Annotated in this window: 14 protein-coding genes; 4 read left to right on the forward strand and 10 right to left on the reverse strand. The window is 39.4% G+C overall.

What is annotated here, in order from left to right; all coding sequences use genetic code 11:
- Positions 1-111 precede the first annotated feature (111 nt).
- Positions 112-3,903: a hypothetical protein gene (locus KQX66_RS28020; protein ID WP_216796158.1), complete on the forward strand. Its 3,792-nt coding sequence runs from the start codon at positions 112-114 to the stop codon at positions 3,901-3,903.
- 238 nt (positions 3,904-4,141) lie between these two features.
- On the opposite strand, the gene KQX66_RS28025 is transcribed toward KQX66_RS28020, so the two are convergent.
- Both KQX66_RS28025 and KQX66_RS28030 read right to left on the reverse strand, forming a co-directional pair.
- The gene (locus KQX66_RS28025; RefSeq protein ID WP_216796159.1) at positions 4,142-4,696 is read right to left on the reverse strand and encodes a hypothetical protein; all 555 of its coding nucleotides are present in this window, start codon (positions 4,694-4,696) and stop codon (positions 4,142-4,144) included.
- A gap of 122 nt (positions 4,697-4,818) precedes the next feature.
- Entirely contained in the window at positions 4,819-5,385 is a 567-nt protein-coding gene (locus KQX66_RS28030; RefSeq protein ID WP_216796160.1) for a hypothetical protein, read from the reverse strand.
- Positions 5,386-5,799: 414 nt separating this feature from the next.
- Here KQX66_RS28030 and KQX66_RS28035 point away from each other — a divergent pair, with 414 nt between their 5' ends.
- Complete coding sequence (locus KQX66_RS28035) at positions 5,800-6,969, forward strand: tyrosinase family protein (RefSeq protein WP_216796161.1); 1,170 nt, start codon at positions 5,800-5,802, stop codon at positions 6,967-6,969.
- A 232-nt stretch (positions 6,970-7,201) separates the two neighbouring features.
- On the opposite strand, the gene KQX66_RS28040 is transcribed toward KQX66_RS28035, so the two are convergent.
- From KQX66_RS28040 to KQX66_RS28050, 3 genes are read right to left on the reverse strand one after another with little or no spacing between them, the layout of a single operon-like run.
- Complete coding sequence (locus KQX66_RS28040; RefSeq protein ID WP_216796162.1) at positions 7,202-7,696, reverse strand: YhjD family protein; 495 nt, start codon at positions 7,694-7,696, stop codon at positions 7,202-7,204.
- Complete coding sequence (locus KQX66_RS28045; protein ID WP_216796163.1) at positions 7,693-8,961, reverse strand: DNA polymerase IV; 1,269 nt, start codon at positions 8,959-8,961, stop codon at positions 7,693-7,695. Before KQX66_RS28045 ends, KQX66_RS28040 begins: the two co-directional genes overlap by 4 nt.
- Positions 8,958-9,329 (reverse strand): YhjD family protein, encoded by a 372-nt coding sequence (locus KQX66_RS28050; RefSeq protein ID WP_216796164.1) that lies wholly within the window; start codon positions 9,327-9,329, stop codon positions 8,958-8,960. The genes KQX66_RS28045 and KQX66_RS28050 overlap by 4 nt, the downstream gene beginning before the upstream one ends.
- A 386-nt stretch (positions 9,330-9,715) precedes the next feature.
- On the opposite strand from KQX66_RS28050, the gene KQX66_RS28055 reads away from it, so the two are divergent.
- Positions 9,716-12,463, forward strand: a complete 2,748-nt coding sequence (locus KQX66_RS28055) for a hypothetical protein (RefSeq protein WP_216796165.1) — start codon at positions 9,716-9,718, stop codon at positions 12,461-12,463.
- A 433-nt stretch (positions 12,464-12,896) separates the two neighbouring features.
- Here KQX66_RS28055 and KQX66_RS28060 read toward each other — a convergent pair whose 3' ends face one another.
- A complete protein-coding gene (locus KQX66_RS28060; protein WP_216796166.1) occupies positions 12,897-13,889 on the reverse strand; it encodes a DGQHR domain-containing protein in 993 nt (330 codons plus the stop codon).
- Positions 13,890-14,032: 143 nt separating this feature from the next.
- Here KQX66_RS28060 and KQX66_RS28065 point away from each other — a divergent pair, with 143 nt between their 5' ends.
- A complete protein-coding gene (locus KQX66_RS28065) occupies positions 14,033-14,380 on the forward strand; it encodes a helix-turn-helix domain-containing protein (protein WP_216796167.1) in 348 nt (115 codons plus the stop codon).
- A gap of 180 nt (positions 14,381-14,560) precedes the next feature.
- Here the strand turns inward: KQX66_RS28065 and KQX66_RS28070 are convergent, their stop codons facing one another.
- The 4 genes from KQX66_RS28070 to KQX66_RS28085 are packed head-to-tail and all read right to left on the reverse strand — an operon-like array spanning position 14,561 to position 20,116.
- Positions 14,561-14,944, reverse strand: a complete 384-nt coding sequence (locus tag KQX66_RS28070) for a DUF6262 family protein (RefSeq protein ID WP_216796168.1) — start codon at positions 14,942-14,944, stop codon at positions 14,561-14,563.
- A complete protein-coding gene (locus tag KQX66_RS37555) occupies positions 14,944-16,962 on the reverse strand; it encodes a tyrosine-type recombinase/integrase (RefSeq protein ID WP_308647291.1) in 2,019 nt (672 codons plus the stop codon). The genes KQX66_RS28070 and KQX66_RS37555 overlap by 1 nt, the downstream gene beginning before the upstream one ends.
- Positions 16,963-16,976: 14 nt before the next feature.
- A complete protein-coding gene (locus KQX66_RS28080; RefSeq protein ID WP_216796169.1) occupies positions 16,977-19,019 on the reverse strand; it encodes a tyrosine-type recombinase/integrase in 2,043 nt (680 codons plus the stop codon).
- Positions 19,016-20,116, reverse strand: a complete 1,101-nt coding sequence (locus KQX66_RS28085) for a phage lytic cycle repressor MrpR family protein (protein ID WP_216796170.1) — start codon at positions 20,114-20,116, stop codon at positions 19,016-19,018. Before KQX66_RS28085 ends, KQX66_RS28080 begins: the two co-directional genes overlap by 4 nt.
- Between the last annotated feature and the right edge of the window lie 26 nt (positions 20,117-20,142).

Consider the following 20,142-nt stretch of genomic DNA (forward strand, 5'->3'; position numbering starts at 1 on the left):
ATCCACTTATTTACAATAAGATTTTATTACCAAGGTATAATTGATAAAGGCCAGCCTGTGTTTTTTTCATAGAAGATATTTTGTTACTAAAAAGAATCGGGAGTGAAATGCATGATCGGTTGGAGAGTAACTGCAAATGATATAAGAAATTGGACTGAAACTCAAAAACGACGATCAGAGGAAATACTGCCGCTTCTTGTAAAGAAACTAGTCCTAGCATCTTGTAAACCAAAACACATTGACTTCCCTTCCGGCGATTCAGTTGCAATAGGAGGTTGGGACGGAATATTAGAAGTTGAAGTAGGCAATGAATTTATTCCAGCAGGTGAATCGGGTTGGGAATTTGGGACTGACAGTGGAGTAAAAGGCAAAGCGGATAGTGATTATGAAAAACGTAAAAGTAGTCCCTCTCCTTTTACACCAACAGACTCAACATTTGTTTTCGTGACGTCTCGCCTATGGACCAAAAGAAATGAATGGGTAGAATCCAAAAAGACTGACGGGTTTTGGAAAGATGTTAAGGCGATAAATGCCGAAAGTTTAGAAAATTGGTTAGAGCAATGCCCAGCCGTAAGTAGATGGTTTGCTGAAATTATCGGCAAAAGGTCTGCTAATCTTTGGGACGTGAATCAAGCGTGGGATAAAATATCTCATTCAACAGCTGTTAATTTAACTCTAGATTTTTTCCTCCACGAGCGAGAGGATGAAAAGCTAGCTCTCGAAAAGGTATTAGAAGATTCACCTAACGTTATAAGAGTTAAGTCAAGATCAAAAATCGAATCATACGCCTTTATGCTAGCTGTAATACAATCTAACGTTTCTTACGAAGCTCGTTGCCTTGTTGTTAATAATCAAACTGCTTGGGATACTATAACAGATAATAATCAGAAGTTAATATTGATTCCCAACGGGTTTATCCCAAATGGTATAGGTGCAGCAATAAACAACGGACACCATGTATTAATACCAGTTGATAATAAGGATACAAAAAAATCCTCTATCCTACTATCAAGGCAAACAAGATCCATTAGACAACAAGCAATAAAAAAACTAGGGTTTACAGACGATAAAGCAGCAGAAATATATCAAGACACAAAAGGGTATTTTGAACCAATTCTTCGGCATAAATATATGAATCCTATCGATTTTATCGAACCAAGTTGGCAATATAGAACTTCACCTGATGTGCTATTCGCCATGTTTTTTGCAACTGAATGGAATGAAGTAAATGAAAACGATCAAGAAATCCTTGCTTCTTTATCCAAGTTACCTTATCGAGATTTTGAAAAGGAAATTATAGAATTATCAACCTTAGAAGATCCACCAATTAGGAAAGTAGGATCTATCTGGCAAGTAATTTCAAAAATTGATCTGTGGCTAGCTATAGCACCATTGCTTGTAAAACAGTATTTGGATCGATTTGAATATGCCATTAATCAAGTAATATCAGAAATAGACCCATCTGTAAAATTATCGAGTGAAGAGCGTCCTATGGCTAATATTATAGGCATTATACCATTATATTCAAGACAACTAAAGCAAGGTCTAGCTGATAGCATGGTAATTATTTCGGTGTATGGAGACGAATATGTCGATGAAATTGATGGTGATAGACCATCACTATTAGTAAACTATTGGGTTAGGAATTTGTTTGAACAAAATAATAGCACCGCCTTTTGGTATTCAATTAATAGCATAGCAAGAGTCTTGGCTGAGGCTGCCCCGGATGCCTTTTTAGAAGCAGTGGAAGACGGCAGCAAAGGAACTGATTCGGCAATACTCGGTCTATTCAATACAGAAAAAGATGGGATTTTCGGGAGATGTAACCATTCTGGCCTTCTGTGGGCTTTAGAATTATTATCTTGGAAGAAACAGTATTTTGGTAAAGTAAGCATGTGTTTATCGAGATTATCTGAAATTGACCCAGGCGGAAAAATGAGTAACCGCCCCTTTAACTCACTTGTAGAAATCTATCAGGGATGGATTAACAATACCTCGGTGACTCATGAGGAACGACTTCAAGTGTTGTCAAAAGTAATTATATCCAATCATCCTAGCGTTGCATGGCGATTAATGATAAAGCTGCTCTTAAATAATACAACCGTTTCGTCTGGTATTTGTGAGCCGGAATACCGTGATTGGTCCAATAACGTTAGTAAGGATACTACACGGAGTGAGCATATAAGTTACGTGAGCGCAATTGTTGATCTGCTTTTAGCCGAATCAAAAATTAATATCGAGGAAAAAGTTATAGACTTGATTCATAATTTTGATTCTTATAATGATGAACAGACGAGTAAAGTAATCGACCTAATGTTGAACTCGAATCTACAGTACACTAGCTTTGAAAAACGAATGAAGATAATAGATGAACTGCGAGAAGTGATATCTCATCATCGCGAATTCCCAGAAGCAGGATGGGCTTGGCCAGAAACATTACTTTCAAGATTGGAGAAAGTATTAGATCATATTAACTTTGACGATATAATAAAAACCAACTTATTTTTGTTTAATGATACTTGGCCCAAACTTATAGATCCGATGAATAGAAAAGAGATAGACCACGATGAACGTGAAAAATACGTGGAAACCAAAAGAGTAATCGCATTTGAACAGATACTGACACAACTCGGACAAGGTGGCTTGCTTGAATTAATAGCAAGTTCTAAATTACCAAGCCTTATTGGAAAAATAGCGTACAAATCAGTATTCGCACAAGAAGCAACAATCACAGCATTAAGCTGGTTGGGGAACGATGACAATCGTGAATGGTTTGCTAAAGGTTTAATTTCAACCCTAGCTAGCGAAGACTTCGAATATGCAAAACAGTTATTGACAAGTATTAATGCTGAGTTTGCTATTAAGAAAGCGAAATTTTTGTTATGCATGCCTTTAAAAGCTGAGACGATAAAATTAGTTGCAGAATTACCGGCCCAAGGTATTAAAGAGTTTTGGTCTAACTTGAATCATTACAATATAAGTGAAAAAGATATCGAAACATTATCTCACGTGGCGTCCAAATTCCTTGAACATAACAGGCCACTAGCCGCGGTGGATGTGGTTGCTCAAGTATTTCATAGTGGTATAGATACAAGTAATCTAAGTAGTGGATTGATAGCATCTATCCTATTTAGGATCGCCACTAATCCAAGTGATATAGCTGATGTACCACTACAATATGTTCGATATGATATTATTAGTACGCTTGAATACATACAAGATTCAAGTGATTTACCCGAAGCAGAGATTAGACAATTGGAATGGATATATTTAAAAATCTTTAAGTTTGATGACTTCACTCCTAAATTTCTAATGAAGAGCATCGCAGAAGAGCCAGCATTTTTCGTCCAATTAGTAACGTGGGCATTTAAAAGAAAACATGGGGAAGATCAGGTTGAAGAACTGAGCGAGGAATTACTAATTCAACGAGCTGAGATTTCAAGAGAATTACTTTCTAAAACTTCTAATTTACCAGGACAAAACGGAAAAGAAATTGATCAAAGTAAATTATATGAATGGGTAAGAACTGTAAGAAATGAGCTTGCAAAAGTAGACCGTGAAGATATAGGAGACGATAGAATTGGTGCATATTTATCAAATTGTTCTGTTGGAGGAGACGGAATATGGCCGCATGAATCTGTTAGATTCATTATTGAGAATGTACAAAGTAAAGTACTAGAGGTTGCATTTATTGTAGGGCATAGAAATGCAAGAGGAGTAACAGTCAGAAACCCTTATGACGGTGGTGAACAAGAGCGTTCTTTAGCGAGAAGCTACTGTAAAAACGCTGAATCAATTGAACTGGAATATCCAAGGACAGCAGATATACTTCGATCGATAGCTAAAAGTTATGAATCCGACGCAGCTAGGCAGGACAGGGACGTAGAGCTTAGAAATTTTTGACTAAAAATTGTCCCTATTTTGAAAATAAAGGTGATTTCTTATTGCTTAGTCCAAATTAATTAATTATATGCTACTTGCGCATTGTGCTTTAATTAAGAATTGGTAAAAGAATGTAGAGGACTCTAGCCCAACGATGGTGATATGCTCTCATACAGCAGCAGGTTTAATTATTTAACCTGTCTACCGTATGGGAGCATATCATTTAAGGATTTGACGTTCACAAAAAACAAATTAACTATTAATCAAGTGAACACATTATTGCCGCAGCCGCTGCTCCTATAACAGCAAGAGGCCAAGCGCCCCCGGCGGCGAGGCCTATGGTCACTCCAACAGCAAAACCGCAGTCTCCGCTCAATGCGAGTACACTTCTATTATTGGTTTCGTTTTGGGACCTTAATTGTTCTTGTTTTTTTGGAATAAGACGTATAATCATATCCATAGTCTCAGCAACATACGTTACGATACCGCCGTTACGCTCTATAAGGGATTTCCAATTTTGTTTCTGCTCCTCAGACATAATCTCATTATCATTAATCAATCTTTGGTGGATCTGTTCAATAATTTCAGGGTTCCGGTTTACAAACTCTTTCAGCCATTGAGCATGATGCTCAGTCTCACTTAACAACTGGCTCATCTTATTTGTTAAATTATGAAGCACATGCATTTCTGAGTCCGAGACCTCCTTGACTTCCTTTAAATGGCGAGATCTGACTGAATCCAAGGTGAGAAATTGGAAAAAGCAAGAGCCAGCTACTGTTGCTTGGTACTGTTCCATTAACGTGACTGAATACATATTGGAATCTCCTTTTTCAATTTGAATTTGATATGGAAAATAATGCATTATTTTTTAACAAGATTGATTTAATCCTTTTTTATTTTTAATAAAGGGTTTGATCAAAAGCAAACCTAAATAAGTTAAACGTCATGGGCACAAGCGCCAACTGCGGCAGTGGCTGCTCCCGCAGCAAGTATTACGTTCCCAGTCGCAGCAGCAACTAGCGCGAGACCGGCATAAAGACCACATCCAAAGCTAAAATCTCCAGATACAAATCCACCATTCTTAATTTTGGTCTGTATTTTGGACTGCATAAGTTCTTGCTCACGTGGGATTTGTTGAACAATTGTATCCATAGCCTCAGTAATATACGTCACAATGCCACCGTTTCGTTGAACAAAGAATTTCCAGTTTTCTTTCTGCTCCTTAGTCATCCCATTGTCACTAATCAATTTTTCGTGTATCTGTTCGAACAGTTCAGGGTGACGTTTTACGAGCTCTTTCAGTTGTTGAAACTGGTGTTTGCTTTCAGTCAACAGCTGATTCATATTGTTTGTTAACTCTTGAAGCACTAGTACATCTGACTCGTGAAGCTCATTAGATGTTTCAAGGTGGTTTGTCCACACCTTATCCAGAGCTAAAAGGTTGGTAATACACGAGGCAACTTCTGCTAATTGATACTGCTCATTTAGCGTGGTTGAATACACTTCCATACCCCTCCTTTTGTTTCAATGAGACTAAGGAAAATTGTTTAATTCAAAATTAATTTACAGGAATAATTTACTCAAAAATTTTTGTCTTATACACCTACAACGCAGTGATATGTTTCTTTTGATGTACTCTTTCTTTTCTCTGCAATTAAATCCCCGAATATCACATTGTACGCTGAAATAACGACACGCTCCCTCACATTGATCCAATACACTTCTGTATAGAGTCAGCGAAGCCTACCCAATCGAGCGAGGTAGAAGCTCCGGCCCCAAAAGCCTGCTCGCATACACCTCTCACCCAAAAAATCCAAAACTAAAACGATACCTCGATGACATAAAACGGCCGATTTCGACAAATATTACTTTTGTTAGGTTTTAATTGAACACACAGGCAGAATGGAGATCGACAATATGCACAAGCGAAAAGAGATACGTTCAATGACCGCAGAAGAATTGCTTGCTCTGCGCCGGGCGATGTTGGAACTACAACGCCGGAATGGGCCAGGAAGTTATATTTACCTAGCGGGGTATCATGGTATCCCACGAGGTTACTGCCCGCATGGAAGTCCACTGTTCCTTCCATGGCATCGGGCTTACATCCGTGTCTTTGAACAATCACTCCAGGCGATCGATTCGACAGTTGCATTACCTTTTTGGGATTGGACGTCTAGCGAATCTTTCGCCGAAGGCATGGCTACCGCACATTCAGATATCTTCTTCAATGACGATGGAGGCAACCATCCGAATCCGCTCGCTTCAGGTCCAATTGAGGATCGTAGTCGTCAAACTCGCCGAATTCCCCCACATAATCCAAATCGCTTGAGGAGCTTCGCCTTATCGTTGGAACTCTCGATGGAACAAAACGACTACATTGAGTTTAACAATGGGATTGAGGGGCCCCATGGCAGTATTCACGTATGGGTCGGCGGCCCGGGTGGAGACATGACCTCCGTTCCTCGCGCGGCTTACGACCCCATTTTTTGGTCGCACCATGCCACAGTTGATCGGCAATGGGCAATATGGCAGAAGTGTAACCCCGAACAAAACCCGCAGCCCGAGTTAATGTCACAGGAATTACCTGGCTTTCCAGATTGGACAGTTGCCGATACAATTAAACTCTCTTCGCCCCGCCTTGATTATACCTACGAGGGGCTTGACACGCTCCAGTGCATGCTAGAGCGACGTCTTGAACCCGAGGACATCGTTCCTGAGAATGCTATTCGCGTGGGCAAGCCACGGATTATAGTAGAAGTACGAGATGTGGCTCGAGACGGGGAGTCCTTCATGGTAGACATATTTGTGCGGAGGAAACCATCTTCCGATGGGGCAACGTATGTCTTCGGTGGATCGTTTGGCATTCTTGGGACTGAAGGTCTGCATGGAATGAACCACAACCATCACAATGCATTCAAGACTAGCCAGCGGGTCGACATTTCTGACGCCATTGATAAATTGGGGCTGCGCCGTGATGAGTCAGTCCAGTCGGTAGAACTACAACTCACGGCTATCAATAAGTTTGGAGATGTCGTGGATGCCGCAACACTCCCAATTGGCGGATTGGAATTACTGATTATTCCATGAAAGGAAGATTGCCCTGCACCTTGTCAAGAGACAGGATGGAGGGCAACTATTTGAAGGAAAAGGTCAGAAGATTATTTGAGCTTGCCCTTAGGGGGAGACCAGTCTCTATTTCAATTCAGACTTAGTTTACTATACATTTATGGAGTTAAATGGTATAATATTTATAAATCCGAAAGTATCGGTAACCAAATAGCCCAAAGGGAAAAAAGTACTCTTTGGGCTATTTGTCTTCCTACTTGTTCCTAGCTGCCTCATGAAGGATAGAAACGAATTTTTTTGCGTAGTTGCCAATCTTAACGCTAATTTCGGCCCGTATAAAATCTTTGGTCATCGTAAACCTCTCTTCGTGACCGCGGCAAACGAAGCGATAGTAAAGCGAAGTGTCGTCTTTTGATTCTTCGAATACACGAATATTTTGTTGGAAAAGGACTTTTTTTAATTTTTGCATATCCTCTCTCATGATTTTAACTAAAACCTTTGCAGTTGCGGTGTACAGCAATTTAAGCATTTGCGAGGATGCTTCCATTTCCCGACTTTTCTTCTCCACAATCTGGAGCGCAACTGAAAGAATAATGTAATCCCTCATCGACTCGACTTCCTTATTCGTAGGAAGTTTCGATGGTAAGGAAGCAAGATTGCTCTGAATAGGTAGCGATTGTTCTTTATGTTGTGGAAGCATCATACGGCTAGATTCCCACAATCCATTGCCTTCGAGTTTCTTGCTCATTTATAATGCCCCCCGATTTTCTGTGACCGCTCAAGCGCCTGCCCCGATGCTGTAAGTGATGAGGCCCTTATAATGGCGGCGCTGCCGTAGCGGTCCTTTATATGGTCCGTAACCTTATCCAGAGCCCGAGATTTCACCTGATCCTCAAAGAGTGTTAATTGATACCCTTGATCCTCTACAAGGTTGCTAAGTGTTACCCCTATGCGACGAACCGGCATTTTATCCCAGAAACGATAAAAAAGTGTCTTGACGGCTTTGAAGACAGCATTGGTGCTGTTGGTTGGATCTGACATCTTCATTTGCCTAGAAAACCCTGTCGGGGCTTCGTAGGGGCTACACATACAGCTAACAGATACAACCCAACCCATATACCCTTTATGTCGGCAGTCTCGGCAAACCTCCTCCGTAAGCTCCAATAAAATTGTCTCCACCTCACTATTTTCAATATAGTCTCTGGGCAAAGTCATCATATGGCCGACTGATTTAGGTGGCGTATTGAATGTACTAGGTGTTACAGGTGAGTCATCCAAGCCATTTGCAGTTCGCCACATGACTTCGGCATGGATATCACTTTGTTTACCGAAACGGGCTCGGAATTTTTCCTTAAGTCGTGGTAATGGGGTCCTTGCAATATCACCTATTGTAAACATCCCTAGTCTCGCAAAATGAGCCGTCATCCGTGATCCGACTCCGAACATTTTTTGTACCGGTTGAGGCCAGAGCAACGTCTCAATATCAGCTTTATTTAATGTAAAAATTCCGGTTTCATTCTTTTTAGCCCACACGTCAGTGGCGATTTTTGAAAGTATCTTATTCGAACTAATGCCAAGCCTTACCCAGACCCCTGTTTGTTTGAGTACTTTTTGTTGAATGGATTGAGCGATGGTTATAGGATCTCCAAAGATAGACAGGCTACCGGAAATGTCAAGAAATTGTTCATCTATGGAAAATATCTCAACAAGGTTAGTGTATTCTTTATAAATTTGTGTAATCATGAGGGATACATCAATATAATGCTGCATACGTGGGCGCATTACAACGAGCTCAGGACACTTTGCCAAGGCCTCACCTAATCGTTCTGCTGTAGTTACTCCGAAGCTTTTTGCAATAGGACAGGCAGCTAGAATAATACCAGAACGACGTGAGGGGTCACCTGCCACAGCAACGGGTTTGTTCTTATATTCCGGATGATCTGCTTTCTCTACGCTAGCGTAGAAACTGAGACAATCCGCCAATACAATGGTGTTTACGCTGTTTTTGTTCACCCTGTTCGCCTCCGCAAGTTCATAAGCAGGGTCATTAGCTCTGCTTTTACCAAGCTCCTTAACATCTTGAAATGATGGATATAGCCACGAACTTTGTATTCAACCTCGATACCCGACGCATTCATTTCCGTGACTAAAATTTTTATATTCTCTTTCCTCATCCTGTTTTTAAGGCTCAGTAATTCGGAATAAATTGTTTTTTCGATTTCCTTCAAATAAAAGATAACGTGATTGTAGACAATCCTATCCTTGTATATTTGTAGTTCATCGATATCTCTTGCCAGCATATCGAGCAATACAGGCAGCAATGTATAATCTTTGATGATTTGAATATCCTCTTCTGTTTCCATCTGCGGACCAATGCTCATATCTACACCACCATTTTTACGAACATGTATTCTCATTTGATATTATACTACGAACATACATTTGTTATGCAAGGGAGTTTTTATTGGGAATTATTTCTTATCAACTTCACATCGATAGGACTCGGTAAGGAGTGACTACCGAAGGGTTAAGTTGCTGTCACCGCAGTTCTTCTTTTTATTACTCAAATTTTGTTGTTTGGCAACCCGAGGGATTGAATATCGACTGACCGGCTCCTTGCTTTTTAGCGTTGTAAGCTTTGCGGATGTTGATGTGACCAGCATGTGTAGAATGCAACCCTGGCATTTATGAAGCTTATTAATGGTAATAGTACAAAATATACCTTCATAAGTTTAAACAAAATGTTTTTATGGAGGGGGTGTTTGTTTTGGCGTTTGATCCCAATCGCCCTATCTTTATATCGGATACAACCACTCAAAACTGGGGGAATATCAAGGGGCAACAAATCCTCACAGCGCGGAGTGAAGAGCGGAGGGGCAGGAACTACGAGCTAGGGATAGAGTTGCTTGCACAGATAAATAATTTAATTAATAAGTGGGCTCAGCTCAAAATACTGGTTGATGCGAAGGCTTCCGCAGTGGTGCAGGCACAGATTCAAACACCGCTTGATTTGTTTGACGAAGCAGGGTTGGCCGTTCGATTGAGGGCTGTACTGGAGGCGGCTGTCGCTGTCGGACTAAGCATGAACATAACCATGGGGCAACTGGCTGAGATGCTCAAAGCAAAGCCGCAGGGTAGAGGTCTGTCTGGTCAGTTGCTTGAAATACTTCTGAACGAAACCCAGTTGGAGGGTGCCTTATTCGGGCAGTATGCTGTAGGTTTCATGGCGTATGCCAACTTCGTTACAGTCGGTTCTCTTCACAAGAATGAAAACTTCCCAGAGCCGGCATTTCAGTTCCTATATGAAGTAGGAATGGGATTCATCGTGGGGGGAGGATACCGCAGCTATATACATGTGGCTATGCCTCATCCAAGGCGACTCGTAGAGCTTTTTAGCAACAAGCTGATCGACGGAATCATCGGGAAGGCAATAGCTTCCCAACGAGACCAGGCTATCATGCTAGGGGCTATGCTCAGGATTGGGATCTTGGTTTCTTACGAAATCAGTGATCAACTAAGCAGCGAAATAAGCATCAATACAGATGAAATTGCCCGAAAAGTCGTCACTATTGTATGGAGACAATTACAACGAGTGGTTTTCCTGCAGATGGGTTTATTTTTCCGCAATCAGGTAGTCAGTCTGCTGAATCGTTCGGGTCTCCCTTCGGACCAGACCGCTCCTGTCCTCCGCTCACTTCAGGATATTCAACCACTGCAATTCCCATCGTATTCGTCTGAGATGTTCACATCGGTAACGCATCTCGCTAGTTCCATACAGGAGGAAGCAAAGAAGCAAGATATGCTCGCAGCCGTTTCTGCCTTATGGGCAGCGGCTTATTTTATCACTTCAACGTCACAGGATACTGGAGGTATCAGCTTTCCCGAGTTTTCTGGTGCGTTACCTACACAATTCTCGCTAGAGGTCAGGCACTGGATTAATACTAGCTTAAACCGTGATAAGGACGCCAGTCTCACCCAGAAAGATCTGTTGCGTTTCCTGCTTGATAAGCCTGTAGCATCTGCTCTACAAGGGGCGGAGAACATATCTGATATTGGCAAAATTGTGGGGCCTACCATCGGGAGCGATGCACAGCAGGGTATCCAAAGGCTGTTTAGCACACAGGCGGAGCTGACCTCGACAGGAGGCTTCAGGACAGTGCTAAGTACCATGAGCAGACCCTTTGATGACTACGTGGATCGAGAAATTAGCGGTAGGTCAGAGGCAATCTCTAACGTACTGTTCGACGAGCCGGAAATTGTAGTGTTGTTTCAGCGGGGGCTCGTTCCGGGCATTCAGATTGTATCGGATATTTTGTTACCGGAGGTGGCCAAAGGGTTTCAAAACTATGATCGGAAAACGATGCAGGAGATGCTTTCCGGCGCACTCTTGACGATGCTTGGCCGCAGTGTTGTCTATGTCATGGGTACCCTGACTTCGGTGGTAAACACTCGGATTGAGAATATATTGCGGGATGCAGCACGAAACGTAACCAGTGTTCTTAAGCCCTTAGGCGTTCAAGACATTGTCAGGAAGCCGCTGGAGGAAGCCGTCAAGATTATTGCAGACCAGTTAGCACCATTACCGGCTAATGTACAGAACCAGCTATTTGAAAGAGCAGCCAACTTAGTATCTCCTATTGAAGGTAATGCGGTGGAATATGCGAACCGGTTAAAAAATGATGTCAAATATATGCCGCAACTCGATGAGATTGAGGGGATCGCGAAATTGCTACTTCAGCATTTGTCCGGTAATATGATCAATTTCGCGGTGAAGCTCATTCCTGCCTTGTTCCAAGCCCTAATCGACGAGCTGCTAGAAAAGATTGAACAACTATTAGGCGAGCTTAACAAAATACTTGATACCTTCGTTGAGATCATTAAAAACATTGTGACTAAAAAAATACTCGACCAATTAGTGGGCCCCTTCCTCGAGCTGGCTAAGAACTCTGCAGAAGTCCTAAGCTTCAACATATTCGATCTCATTGGGGCTGGTCAAGTGAAGGCTGCCTTCTTCAAAGCCTTGGACGGGGCCGTGAGATCTGCCGTTGAACGAGATATTTTACCTATCATCCTGCTGCCAGTCAATGCCCTTAAGCTTGATCCCCGTAAAATCGTAGATACCTTCCGGGGCGTGTCCGATTTATCTTTTGACACATTTGATAGGCTGTTTACCAATCAGATTTTCGAACAAATCGAAACCCAACTCAGCAAGGCACTTAGGATGAAAAGGATCGGATTAGATCTAGAGGTTCCCGTTTCCTTTAGTGTACCTTTGCCTTGGCCTCTGGGGGAACAGTCTATCTCACATACGTTCAGATTAGCGGATCTCGTGATGCCCTCCTCCCAAGTTCTTAATCTGATTATGAAGGTGATTCGTGATAATTTCCGGTTCGCACAACATGATAATCAGTTCAGTCTGCTGGTACGTTTGATTCAGCAGGTACTTACATTCCAAGACCGGATTAATCAGCTTCAACAGGAAAAGCTTCAGGCGCTTCAGAAATACAGCAGTTAATTTAATAGCTGCGAGCATTTAACTGAAAGAGGTAAGGTTCATATTAGGTTACAATAATATTATCTCACTAAAGACTGCATGAATCGCGGTCTTTTCGTGTTATGGGATAAAATTGTTGTCGTAGCTAAAGCTAAATCAGGTAGACTTCACCAAGGCTAGAGCGCTCGTACGAGCAGCATGCACTGACGATCCGCATAACAGCACACACATAGGGCTGCGATTTCGGCTGAGTGGTGGCAGATAATAGCGCGTACCAGCGTAGTTGAGCCAAGTGTAAACATTTGGATAGAAACGCAAATTCCTAACTGGTGAAAGGGATTTTTATGGTACTCAACATAATCAATCCCAGCAGTTACAGACTACATCTTTAGTGATCACATTTTACGATAGTGATAACCTTTTAAAAATAAACTTACAAAAGAACAGCTACTTCCTAGGTTGGAAGTAGCTGTTCTTTTAAGTCTAAAGCAAGAGATCTTGATCCACTTAAGCCTTTGATATATTTAAGTGGCCCATTAGATGACCAGTCAACAGACAGCTTATCCACATATTTAATAATAGCAGCATGATCTATCTGTTTCTTTCCCTCTGGGAGACACTTGCTCAATACATAACTTCCTGTAATTGAAAGAGCATCGAGGCAAACAATATGAGTTAACCGATATTCCTTGTAGTTAGTCCACTCAGTGGGAAATTTCTCTTTTATAGAATTATAGTATGACATGGCAAGTAACAATTTTTCTTCTTTTGACAATCGGGAGAGTTTGCTATCTGCAGTAAGCATATGAAGGGCTCTATACACGTTTTGAAGCGTAATATGACGTCCCTTGCTGCGTTTACCAATAATACTCCCAATGTGGTAAAACGGGCTCTCTTTCCGGACCATCATTTCCGTGGCAACCCAACTGATTTCGTCAGAGTCACGGCGAAGGAATTTACTCAGCGATGAACCGATCCCTTTTGCTTTCGTGTTAATGGTATCAAATAGTTTCACTTCCTCATCTTCATCAAGACAATGGAAAGCCAGAAAGGGTACGTTGATCTCAGAATTAGTATCTAGGATATATTGTTTAATTCCTCCCATTCTGTGCTGTCCATCCATCAGTGAAGCTTTACCCTTACAAAGCAGACGGCCATAAGCAGGGCGTTCTCGATCATAACAAATAAACTCCCAATTCGAAGCTGCATTAAGCAGTATTGGTGTAAATAGAGCGTCTTCTCCTTGTGATAAATAATTGGCAAAATCATTACATCGTTTAGAATCGACTGGCCTCTGATACCCTTTACCCGAGGGTAAGTCATAGGGTTTTACGAAGATTAGATTAAGTCCTATAGTCGCAGGGAAATGACTCTGGTAAGCAACTTTGCCTCGTATTTTGCATTGTAAGACATTTTCAATTACTACTTGACTAGGGAGTAAATCCATAGAAGTGCGCTCCTTGTATTTTCATAGTTCCAATATTTTTAATATAGTTCTTATAACATATAAAATCAAATGGATATATATAGTATGAGTGTATTCAATTAATACTTTGACTTACCTACTCTTATGTAGAGGTGGTCAATGTGGTGAAATTAGCTGAACATGTTGGTGCTAAGATCCGTATATTCAGAAAAAACAGAGGACTCACACAGGAAAAAATGGGGGAAATGGCAGAAATTCCTCAATCGTATATAGGTGGTATAGAACGGGGGGAAAAAAACGTATCTCTAGATACAATTGAGCGGATTGCCGCAGCCTTAGACATCGATCCATCAGAATTATTTAAATCGTATTATAAATCAACTAAAGATCAGCTCGAAAAAGATAAAATTCTTGATTCTATTTCAATATCCTTAAGCAATCGCACGATTACAGAAATAGAGGTAATTAAAAGATTAGTTCTAGATGTAATTAGAGTGTTTGATACAAAATAGATAAACTGGCTTTTTTGAACAATTGAACAAAAAAGTCTCCGGGTTACCATGGGGGGTATGTAAGTCATTGCATAAAAAGCCGAGCAAGTTTGCATATAATACAATGCCCGGCTTGTTTCCGAATTTCACTGAAATAATCAGTATTTTAATTTCAATAATGCCGTTGATACTATTCAATTTTTAAATTTCATCATACAACTTCCCAAAATGTACCTTCATTTGTTCTTTAAGCTGCTTATTTTCCTTTTCAAGGTCGCTGACTCTTTTTCTAAGAGATGCAATGATAACATCCTTCGAGGCATCACTCATATTTCGTTTTACTTGCTTGGGGGAAGATAAACCCATTTGTTGTTTCCGTAATGTCTCTATTCTTTCTCGCAAATCCTTATTTTTATAGATAAACCCTTTTGAGATCTTCGCTTCTTCTGAAACTGTATTGAAGTTTATTTTCATTTGTTTTTTGATCATCGTACGGAGAGCTTCTTCTACTTTTTTAATGGACATCTCTGTTTTGGCTTTTGCATGGACGAGAAGCCCCGAGTAATTTGGATTATTATTTGCCATTATAACTCCACCTGTTTCCGTTCTTTTTCTGTGTATTCTCGATTTGATTTAGGAGTTCCCAAAATGACCTCCGATCTGGTAAGTGCCGCGGCAATCTTTTTGTATGCCCGAAGCCTGGGCTGAATAATTTCGATTGAACGGGTTCGGCCTGTCTTAGTGAATACTTTAATATCTGTTTCAATTTTCTCAATATGTTGTTGATAATAGGGGAGAAACGTTTGATCTACATGAAAGCTCGGGCATTTGTTTTTAATACACGGCGGCTCAATACTATCACTTAGGAAGCTACAATTTATTTTAGGACTTTTTATGCAAAACCCATGATCCATGCGAATAGAATCAAGATTATGCCTAATCCACTCTAACTCAAGCTCATTTTCTTCTGCTTGCCGGACAATATCTGCTTCGATAACATTACCATTAGTATCGAGCCTAACTGCGCCTTGATTTTTAACTCGTTCCCATTCTTTTCTAATTGTATGATCATGAATCTTCGCATATTTAAGTGTCATTTCAGGGCTCAAATGTGCCATTAATTTTTGTACATGAAGTAGACTCATTCCATTATTAATTAAAGTAACTCCATAACGATGACGAAAAGCATGATTATTAAATTTATAAATATTCCCTGATTGACCCATAATATTTAATTTTTTTGCCATTTTATTTATATGGTACGAGACCGTGGTTCTAAGGAGAGGTTGCCCTTTTTTCTTGCCTGATAAAATGGGAAATAAATATTCCTCTGGATTCTCATTTTCTTGAAGGGTTTCGTTGATATATTCCTTTTGAGCCCGTACTACATTTGCAATCTCTTCGGATATTGGGACTTTGTGATTGTCCACTCCAACTTTCCTTTGTGCACCAGAAATCCAATATCCATCTTCTTGATCTAACAAGCAATCTAGTTTTAATAATAAGACATCACAGCCACGAAATCCGGTCGCCTCCATCAAAAGAATAATTGGAATGATTTCATCCGGTAGATGGTGGATATTATCAATTACCTGATTCCAAATATGATCTGGAATATATTTAATATCTTCAGGCCGAGTGCTTATTTTTTTCGGTTTATCCACTGGAAGAATTAACTTTTTTATGTGTATTCTAGGGGCTTCTTCAAACTCATGCCGTTGAATATATTGAATAAACACCTCCAACAAATTAAGGTATCTGTTGATATAATTTTCAGACGTCGGCTTGCCAACATTTCTCCCGATATTACTTCCCAAACCCATAGGCGTTTCCCGAATAAACTTGATAAACCCTATGATGTGAGATCTATTCAAGTCATTTAAGTTAGCCCAGTTTGGGAAATCTCGAACAATATAGCTAAAAAATAATTGTAGTGCATTAATTGAAATAAGGGCGGTGCTCCATGCAAGCGACTGCTGAACAACAACTCGTTGATAAAAATATGTTTTTATTAATTTTCTAAAAGGGGAACTGATCTTTTGAAAATCCAAATGATATCTAGCATCGGTTTTGTTAAAATCAATCCCTAGCCTCCGAACATCCCACCTATCTTTTTCTATTTCAGGACGGTTGTCGTGTAGATCACTAATAAATGCATATATTTTGACGTAAAGATTAATTCTTGCCATGTATGATGAACCTGCTTCTCTTAGTCGTAAAGAGGAAACATACGATCTGAATTGAAGCAAGAATATCTCATGTGGCACATCCAAGATAGATGGAATGTCTTGGTGATAATTTTCTATAAATTTACCCAAATCCCTTAAAGCAGGTGAGTAGTAATTCCATGCCGTAATAGACGTTATTTCTTTCTTAGTCAAACGAGTATAAAAGAAATATTTGAGTTCTCTCTTTAAGTTCTTATTTTTAAAAATTTGAAAATTTATCTCACGAGAACTAGACGTCACAGTATTATTTTCTGGATATTCAGAGAGTTTCCATATATCCAGTTCATAGTATCCTACCAATGCTTGGTCAATTTGCTCGTCCTGAGACGAATTTTTTAAATTAACTTCGCGAACCGAACTATCTATACTTTTCACGTAGTTTCCTCCATTTACATTTCACGTTGAAGGTTTTCCCTTTTTTCTTTAGGCATTCCCATAACACCATTGTTCATTTGAATTTCTTGAACGATTTGTTTATATCTCTCTAACTTAGGGGTTATAATTTCAATCGAACGAAGTCGCCCCGTTTCTTTATAAATATTAATATCGTCTTCCATCTTATTGATTTGTTCCTGATAATAAGCTAAAAACGTAGTGTCTACATGAAAACTTCTACACTTGTTCTTAATGCATGGAGGATCTAAGGTTGTCTCGAGAAAATCGCAATGTTGATTTGGGAGTTTAATACAAAAACCATGTTCTAATCGTATTGAGTCCATGTTATGCCGAATCCATCGTAATTCCAGTCCAATATCGTTAGCATGCTGTTCTTTCTCTGTTGGTTGCATTACTCCATTAGGATTAAATCTCAAACCTTTATTGGTCCAGGCCATTTCCCACTCTTTACGGAGTGTTTGATCAAGTAGTTCTGCATAGAGTAAAGTGATTTCAGGGCACGCATGAGCCATTAGTTTTTGAATATGAACAATATTCATTCCATTGTTAACCAATGTTACCCCGTAACGATGACGGAAGGCATGGTTTGTAAACCAAAAAAGTTCGCCATTACTATCTTTGATGTTACATTTGAACGCCATGTCATTTAATCGTCGAATAACAGTAGAATTTAGTGGCGGAATGCCTTTTTTTTTGCCTCTTAAGACTGGGAAAAGATAATTATTTGGGTTCTCCAAAGGGGATAAAGAATTTCGGATAAATTGAATTTGAGCCTTAACTATATCTGCAATTTCCTTTGATACTGGGACCTTATGGTCGATTTTCTTCACTTTTCTTTGAAGCCCTTTAATCCAGAACCCATCGTCTTGTTCTAATAAACAGTCCAACTTTATTTGCAAAACATCACAAATACGAAAACCAGTTGCTTCCATAAGTAAAAATACCGGCACCATATCCGAAGGAAGAAAGTTAATATTTTCAACAACTTGTTCCCATACATAATCGGGAATATATTTTAAATCATCTGCCTTTCTCTTTTTTTGCTTTGACCTATCCTCTGGCAAAATTAAAAGTTCCGCATTTTTAAGCGGCGCTTCTTCATATTCGAAAAACTGAATGTACTGTAGGAATACCTCTAAATTTATTAATGTTCTATAAACATAATACTCAGATGGTTTTTGACCGGCTTTTGCGCTATTCCCACCCATAGGCATAATGCGAATATATTTGATAAATTCGATAATATCGGATCTTGAAAGATTCATTAGATCTGTCCAATCAGAATGTTTTTGTTTAATGAATCCAAAAAACAAACGAAGATGTATTAGATAATGAACAGCCGTTATCGGCTTCACAGCTTCTTTAAGAAATACACGTTCATAGATATATTTTTTACACAATTCTCTAAATGTAACCGGAATTGAAGTGAAATCTAGGTAATGTAATCCAGAGGTAATATTGAAGTCAATATTCAACTTACGTATATCCCATCGATCTTTCTCAAACTCCGGAACCTCGTCATACATTTCAGCAAAAAAAGAATAGATGGATCGAAAGGCTGTTAGCCGTGCATTTTCTGACGTACCATAAGATTGCCACCTTGAGTTCGAAGGGTTAAGATATCTTTTTTTTGTTACTGGCTTTCCAATTACCAACAGATATGTCCGAAAACGAGTAAGAAATTCCTCTAACGGTAATTCCGTAATGGATTCCATCGCAGGGAAATGACTTTTCAAGAAATTCCCAAGACATTTCAGCACACTGCAATAATTTCTCCAAACCGTAGTGACTGTCAAATCACCATTTAATAATTTATAGTAAAAATAATATTTAATTTCATTTTTTATTGCGTAATTTTGAATGTAACCAAAATTTATAACCCGAGGGGTCTCGATCCATTTTTCCTTTTCTTTTTCATTTAATAAAGGAAAATCAAGTACCGCCCAAATGTCATTTTCATAATAACTAGTTATCGCCGCATTAATTATTTGCAGATGTTTACTTGACGGTTTTAAATTATGAGTTGGACTTCTCATGATTGTTTTTTTCCTTGTTTTTTTTCTTGAGCTGCTTGATACTCCTGTCTAATTGTCTCATCCGATGGATGAATATACAGTCCAATCGTGGTTTGAACATGAGCATGACCAAGTAATTCTCGCAAAATCGCTACGTCGACTCCGTTTTTATGTAATTCAGTGGCGAAGGTATGTCTCAGCATATGGGGGGTAAAATCTATATCAGATTTCTTTTTAATTCTTTTTACAAAGGAACGTACTGCCCAATCCTTCAAAGGTTCACCCTTATTAGGTCCAGTTAGATTGATAAAAACAAAATTTGTATCGAAATCAGCAGCGTGGATATCAAAGATATACTCTTGAAATAAATTCATTGTATTTTCCGTAACATAAACGATTCTTCCTTCACCAGCTTTTGATTTTGAATCTCTTACTTTTATGCTGTTTCTACTTATATTGAAATCCTCGATCCATAGAGCAAGCGCTTCACCAATTCGTAATCCACCCTCGTATAATACGTGAATTAATAGTTTATCCCGAATATTACTACAGATATTATGTATGTTTTGTATTTGTGCCTGGGTCAATATCTTTACTGTTCGTCTAGGTGGCTTTACTTTTAAAATATTTTTAGCAATCTTTTTACCTTTTGTTATGTGATAGAGGAATGGTTTAAAAGTCACACCCCTTCTTGATGAGTCTTTGGTGACATCTTTCAAAATATCTTGGTTAATTTCATCTGTTCTCATTAAAAAATCATAGAAGCCCACAACACAGGTGATAATAGCATTCACTGTACTCTCAGATCTCTTAGACACAACAGGTATAATAGGTGAGACTTTGTCCGTCTTATAAGGATTTCTTAACCATCCAATAAATTGAGCAAGTAATCGAAGATTTACGTTTGTATATGATTGGTTGGTTTCATTTAAATACTCAAAATATAGTTTCAAATGATAACAATATGCTTTGAGGGTATTAGGTGCTCTACCGATATCATCGAGATATTTGAGATACTTGATTACTGGAATAACCGGAGATCCGTCAGAATCTAATAGCATATATCTAGTTTTACTTTCTCCATTAAAACCGGGAACAGATACTTCATGTACCTTCATAATTTTTCCTTCTCCTAACATAGAAT

It is taken from the genome of Paenibacillus oleatilyticus (assembly GCF_018998565.1).
GTDB classification, from domain to species: domain Bacteria; phylum Bacillota; class Bacilli; order Paenibacillales; family NBRC-103111; genus Paenibacillus_G; species Paenibacillus_G oleatilyticus.

Excerpts from the sequence above, each read along its gene's own strand:
- KQX66_RS28080 (WP_216796169.1), bottom strand. The coding sequence starts at position 19,019 with ATGAGAAGTCCAACTCATAATTTAAAACCGTCAAGTAAACATCTGCAA.
- KQX66_RS28035 (WP_216796161.1), top strand. The coding sequence starts at position 5,800 with ATGCACAAGCGAAAAGAGATACGTTCAATGACCGCAGAAGAATTGCTT.
- KQX66_RS28025 (WP_216796159.1), bottom strand. The coding sequence starts at position 4,696 with ATGTATTCAGTCACGTTAATGGAACAGTACCAAGCAACAGTAGCTGGC.
- KQX66_RS28040 (WP_216796162.1), bottom strand. The coding sequence starts at position 7,696 with ATGAGCAAGAAACTCGAAGGCAATGGATTGTGGGAATCTAGCCGTATG.
- KQX66_RS28085 (WP_216796170.1), bottom strand. The coding sequence starts at position 20,116 with ATGAAGGTACATGAAGTATCTGTTCCCGGTTTTAATGGAGAAAGTAAA.
- KQX66_RS28020 (WP_216796158.1), top strand. The coding sequence starts at position 112 with ATGATCGGTTGGAGAGTAACTGCAAATGATATAAGAAATTGGACTGAA.
- KQX66_RS28060 (WP_216796166.1), bottom strand. The coding sequence starts at position 13,889 with ATGGATTTACTCCCTAGTCAAGTAGTAATTGAAAATGTCTTACAATGC.
- KQX66_RS28050 (WP_216796164.1), bottom strand. The coding sequence starts at position 9,329 with ATGAGCATTGGTCCGCAGATGGAAACAGAAGAGGATATTCAAATCATC.
- KQX66_RS28070 (WP_216796168.1), bottom strand. The coding sequence starts at position 14,944 with ATGGCAAATAATAATCCAAATTACTCGGGGCTTCTCGTCCATGCAAAA.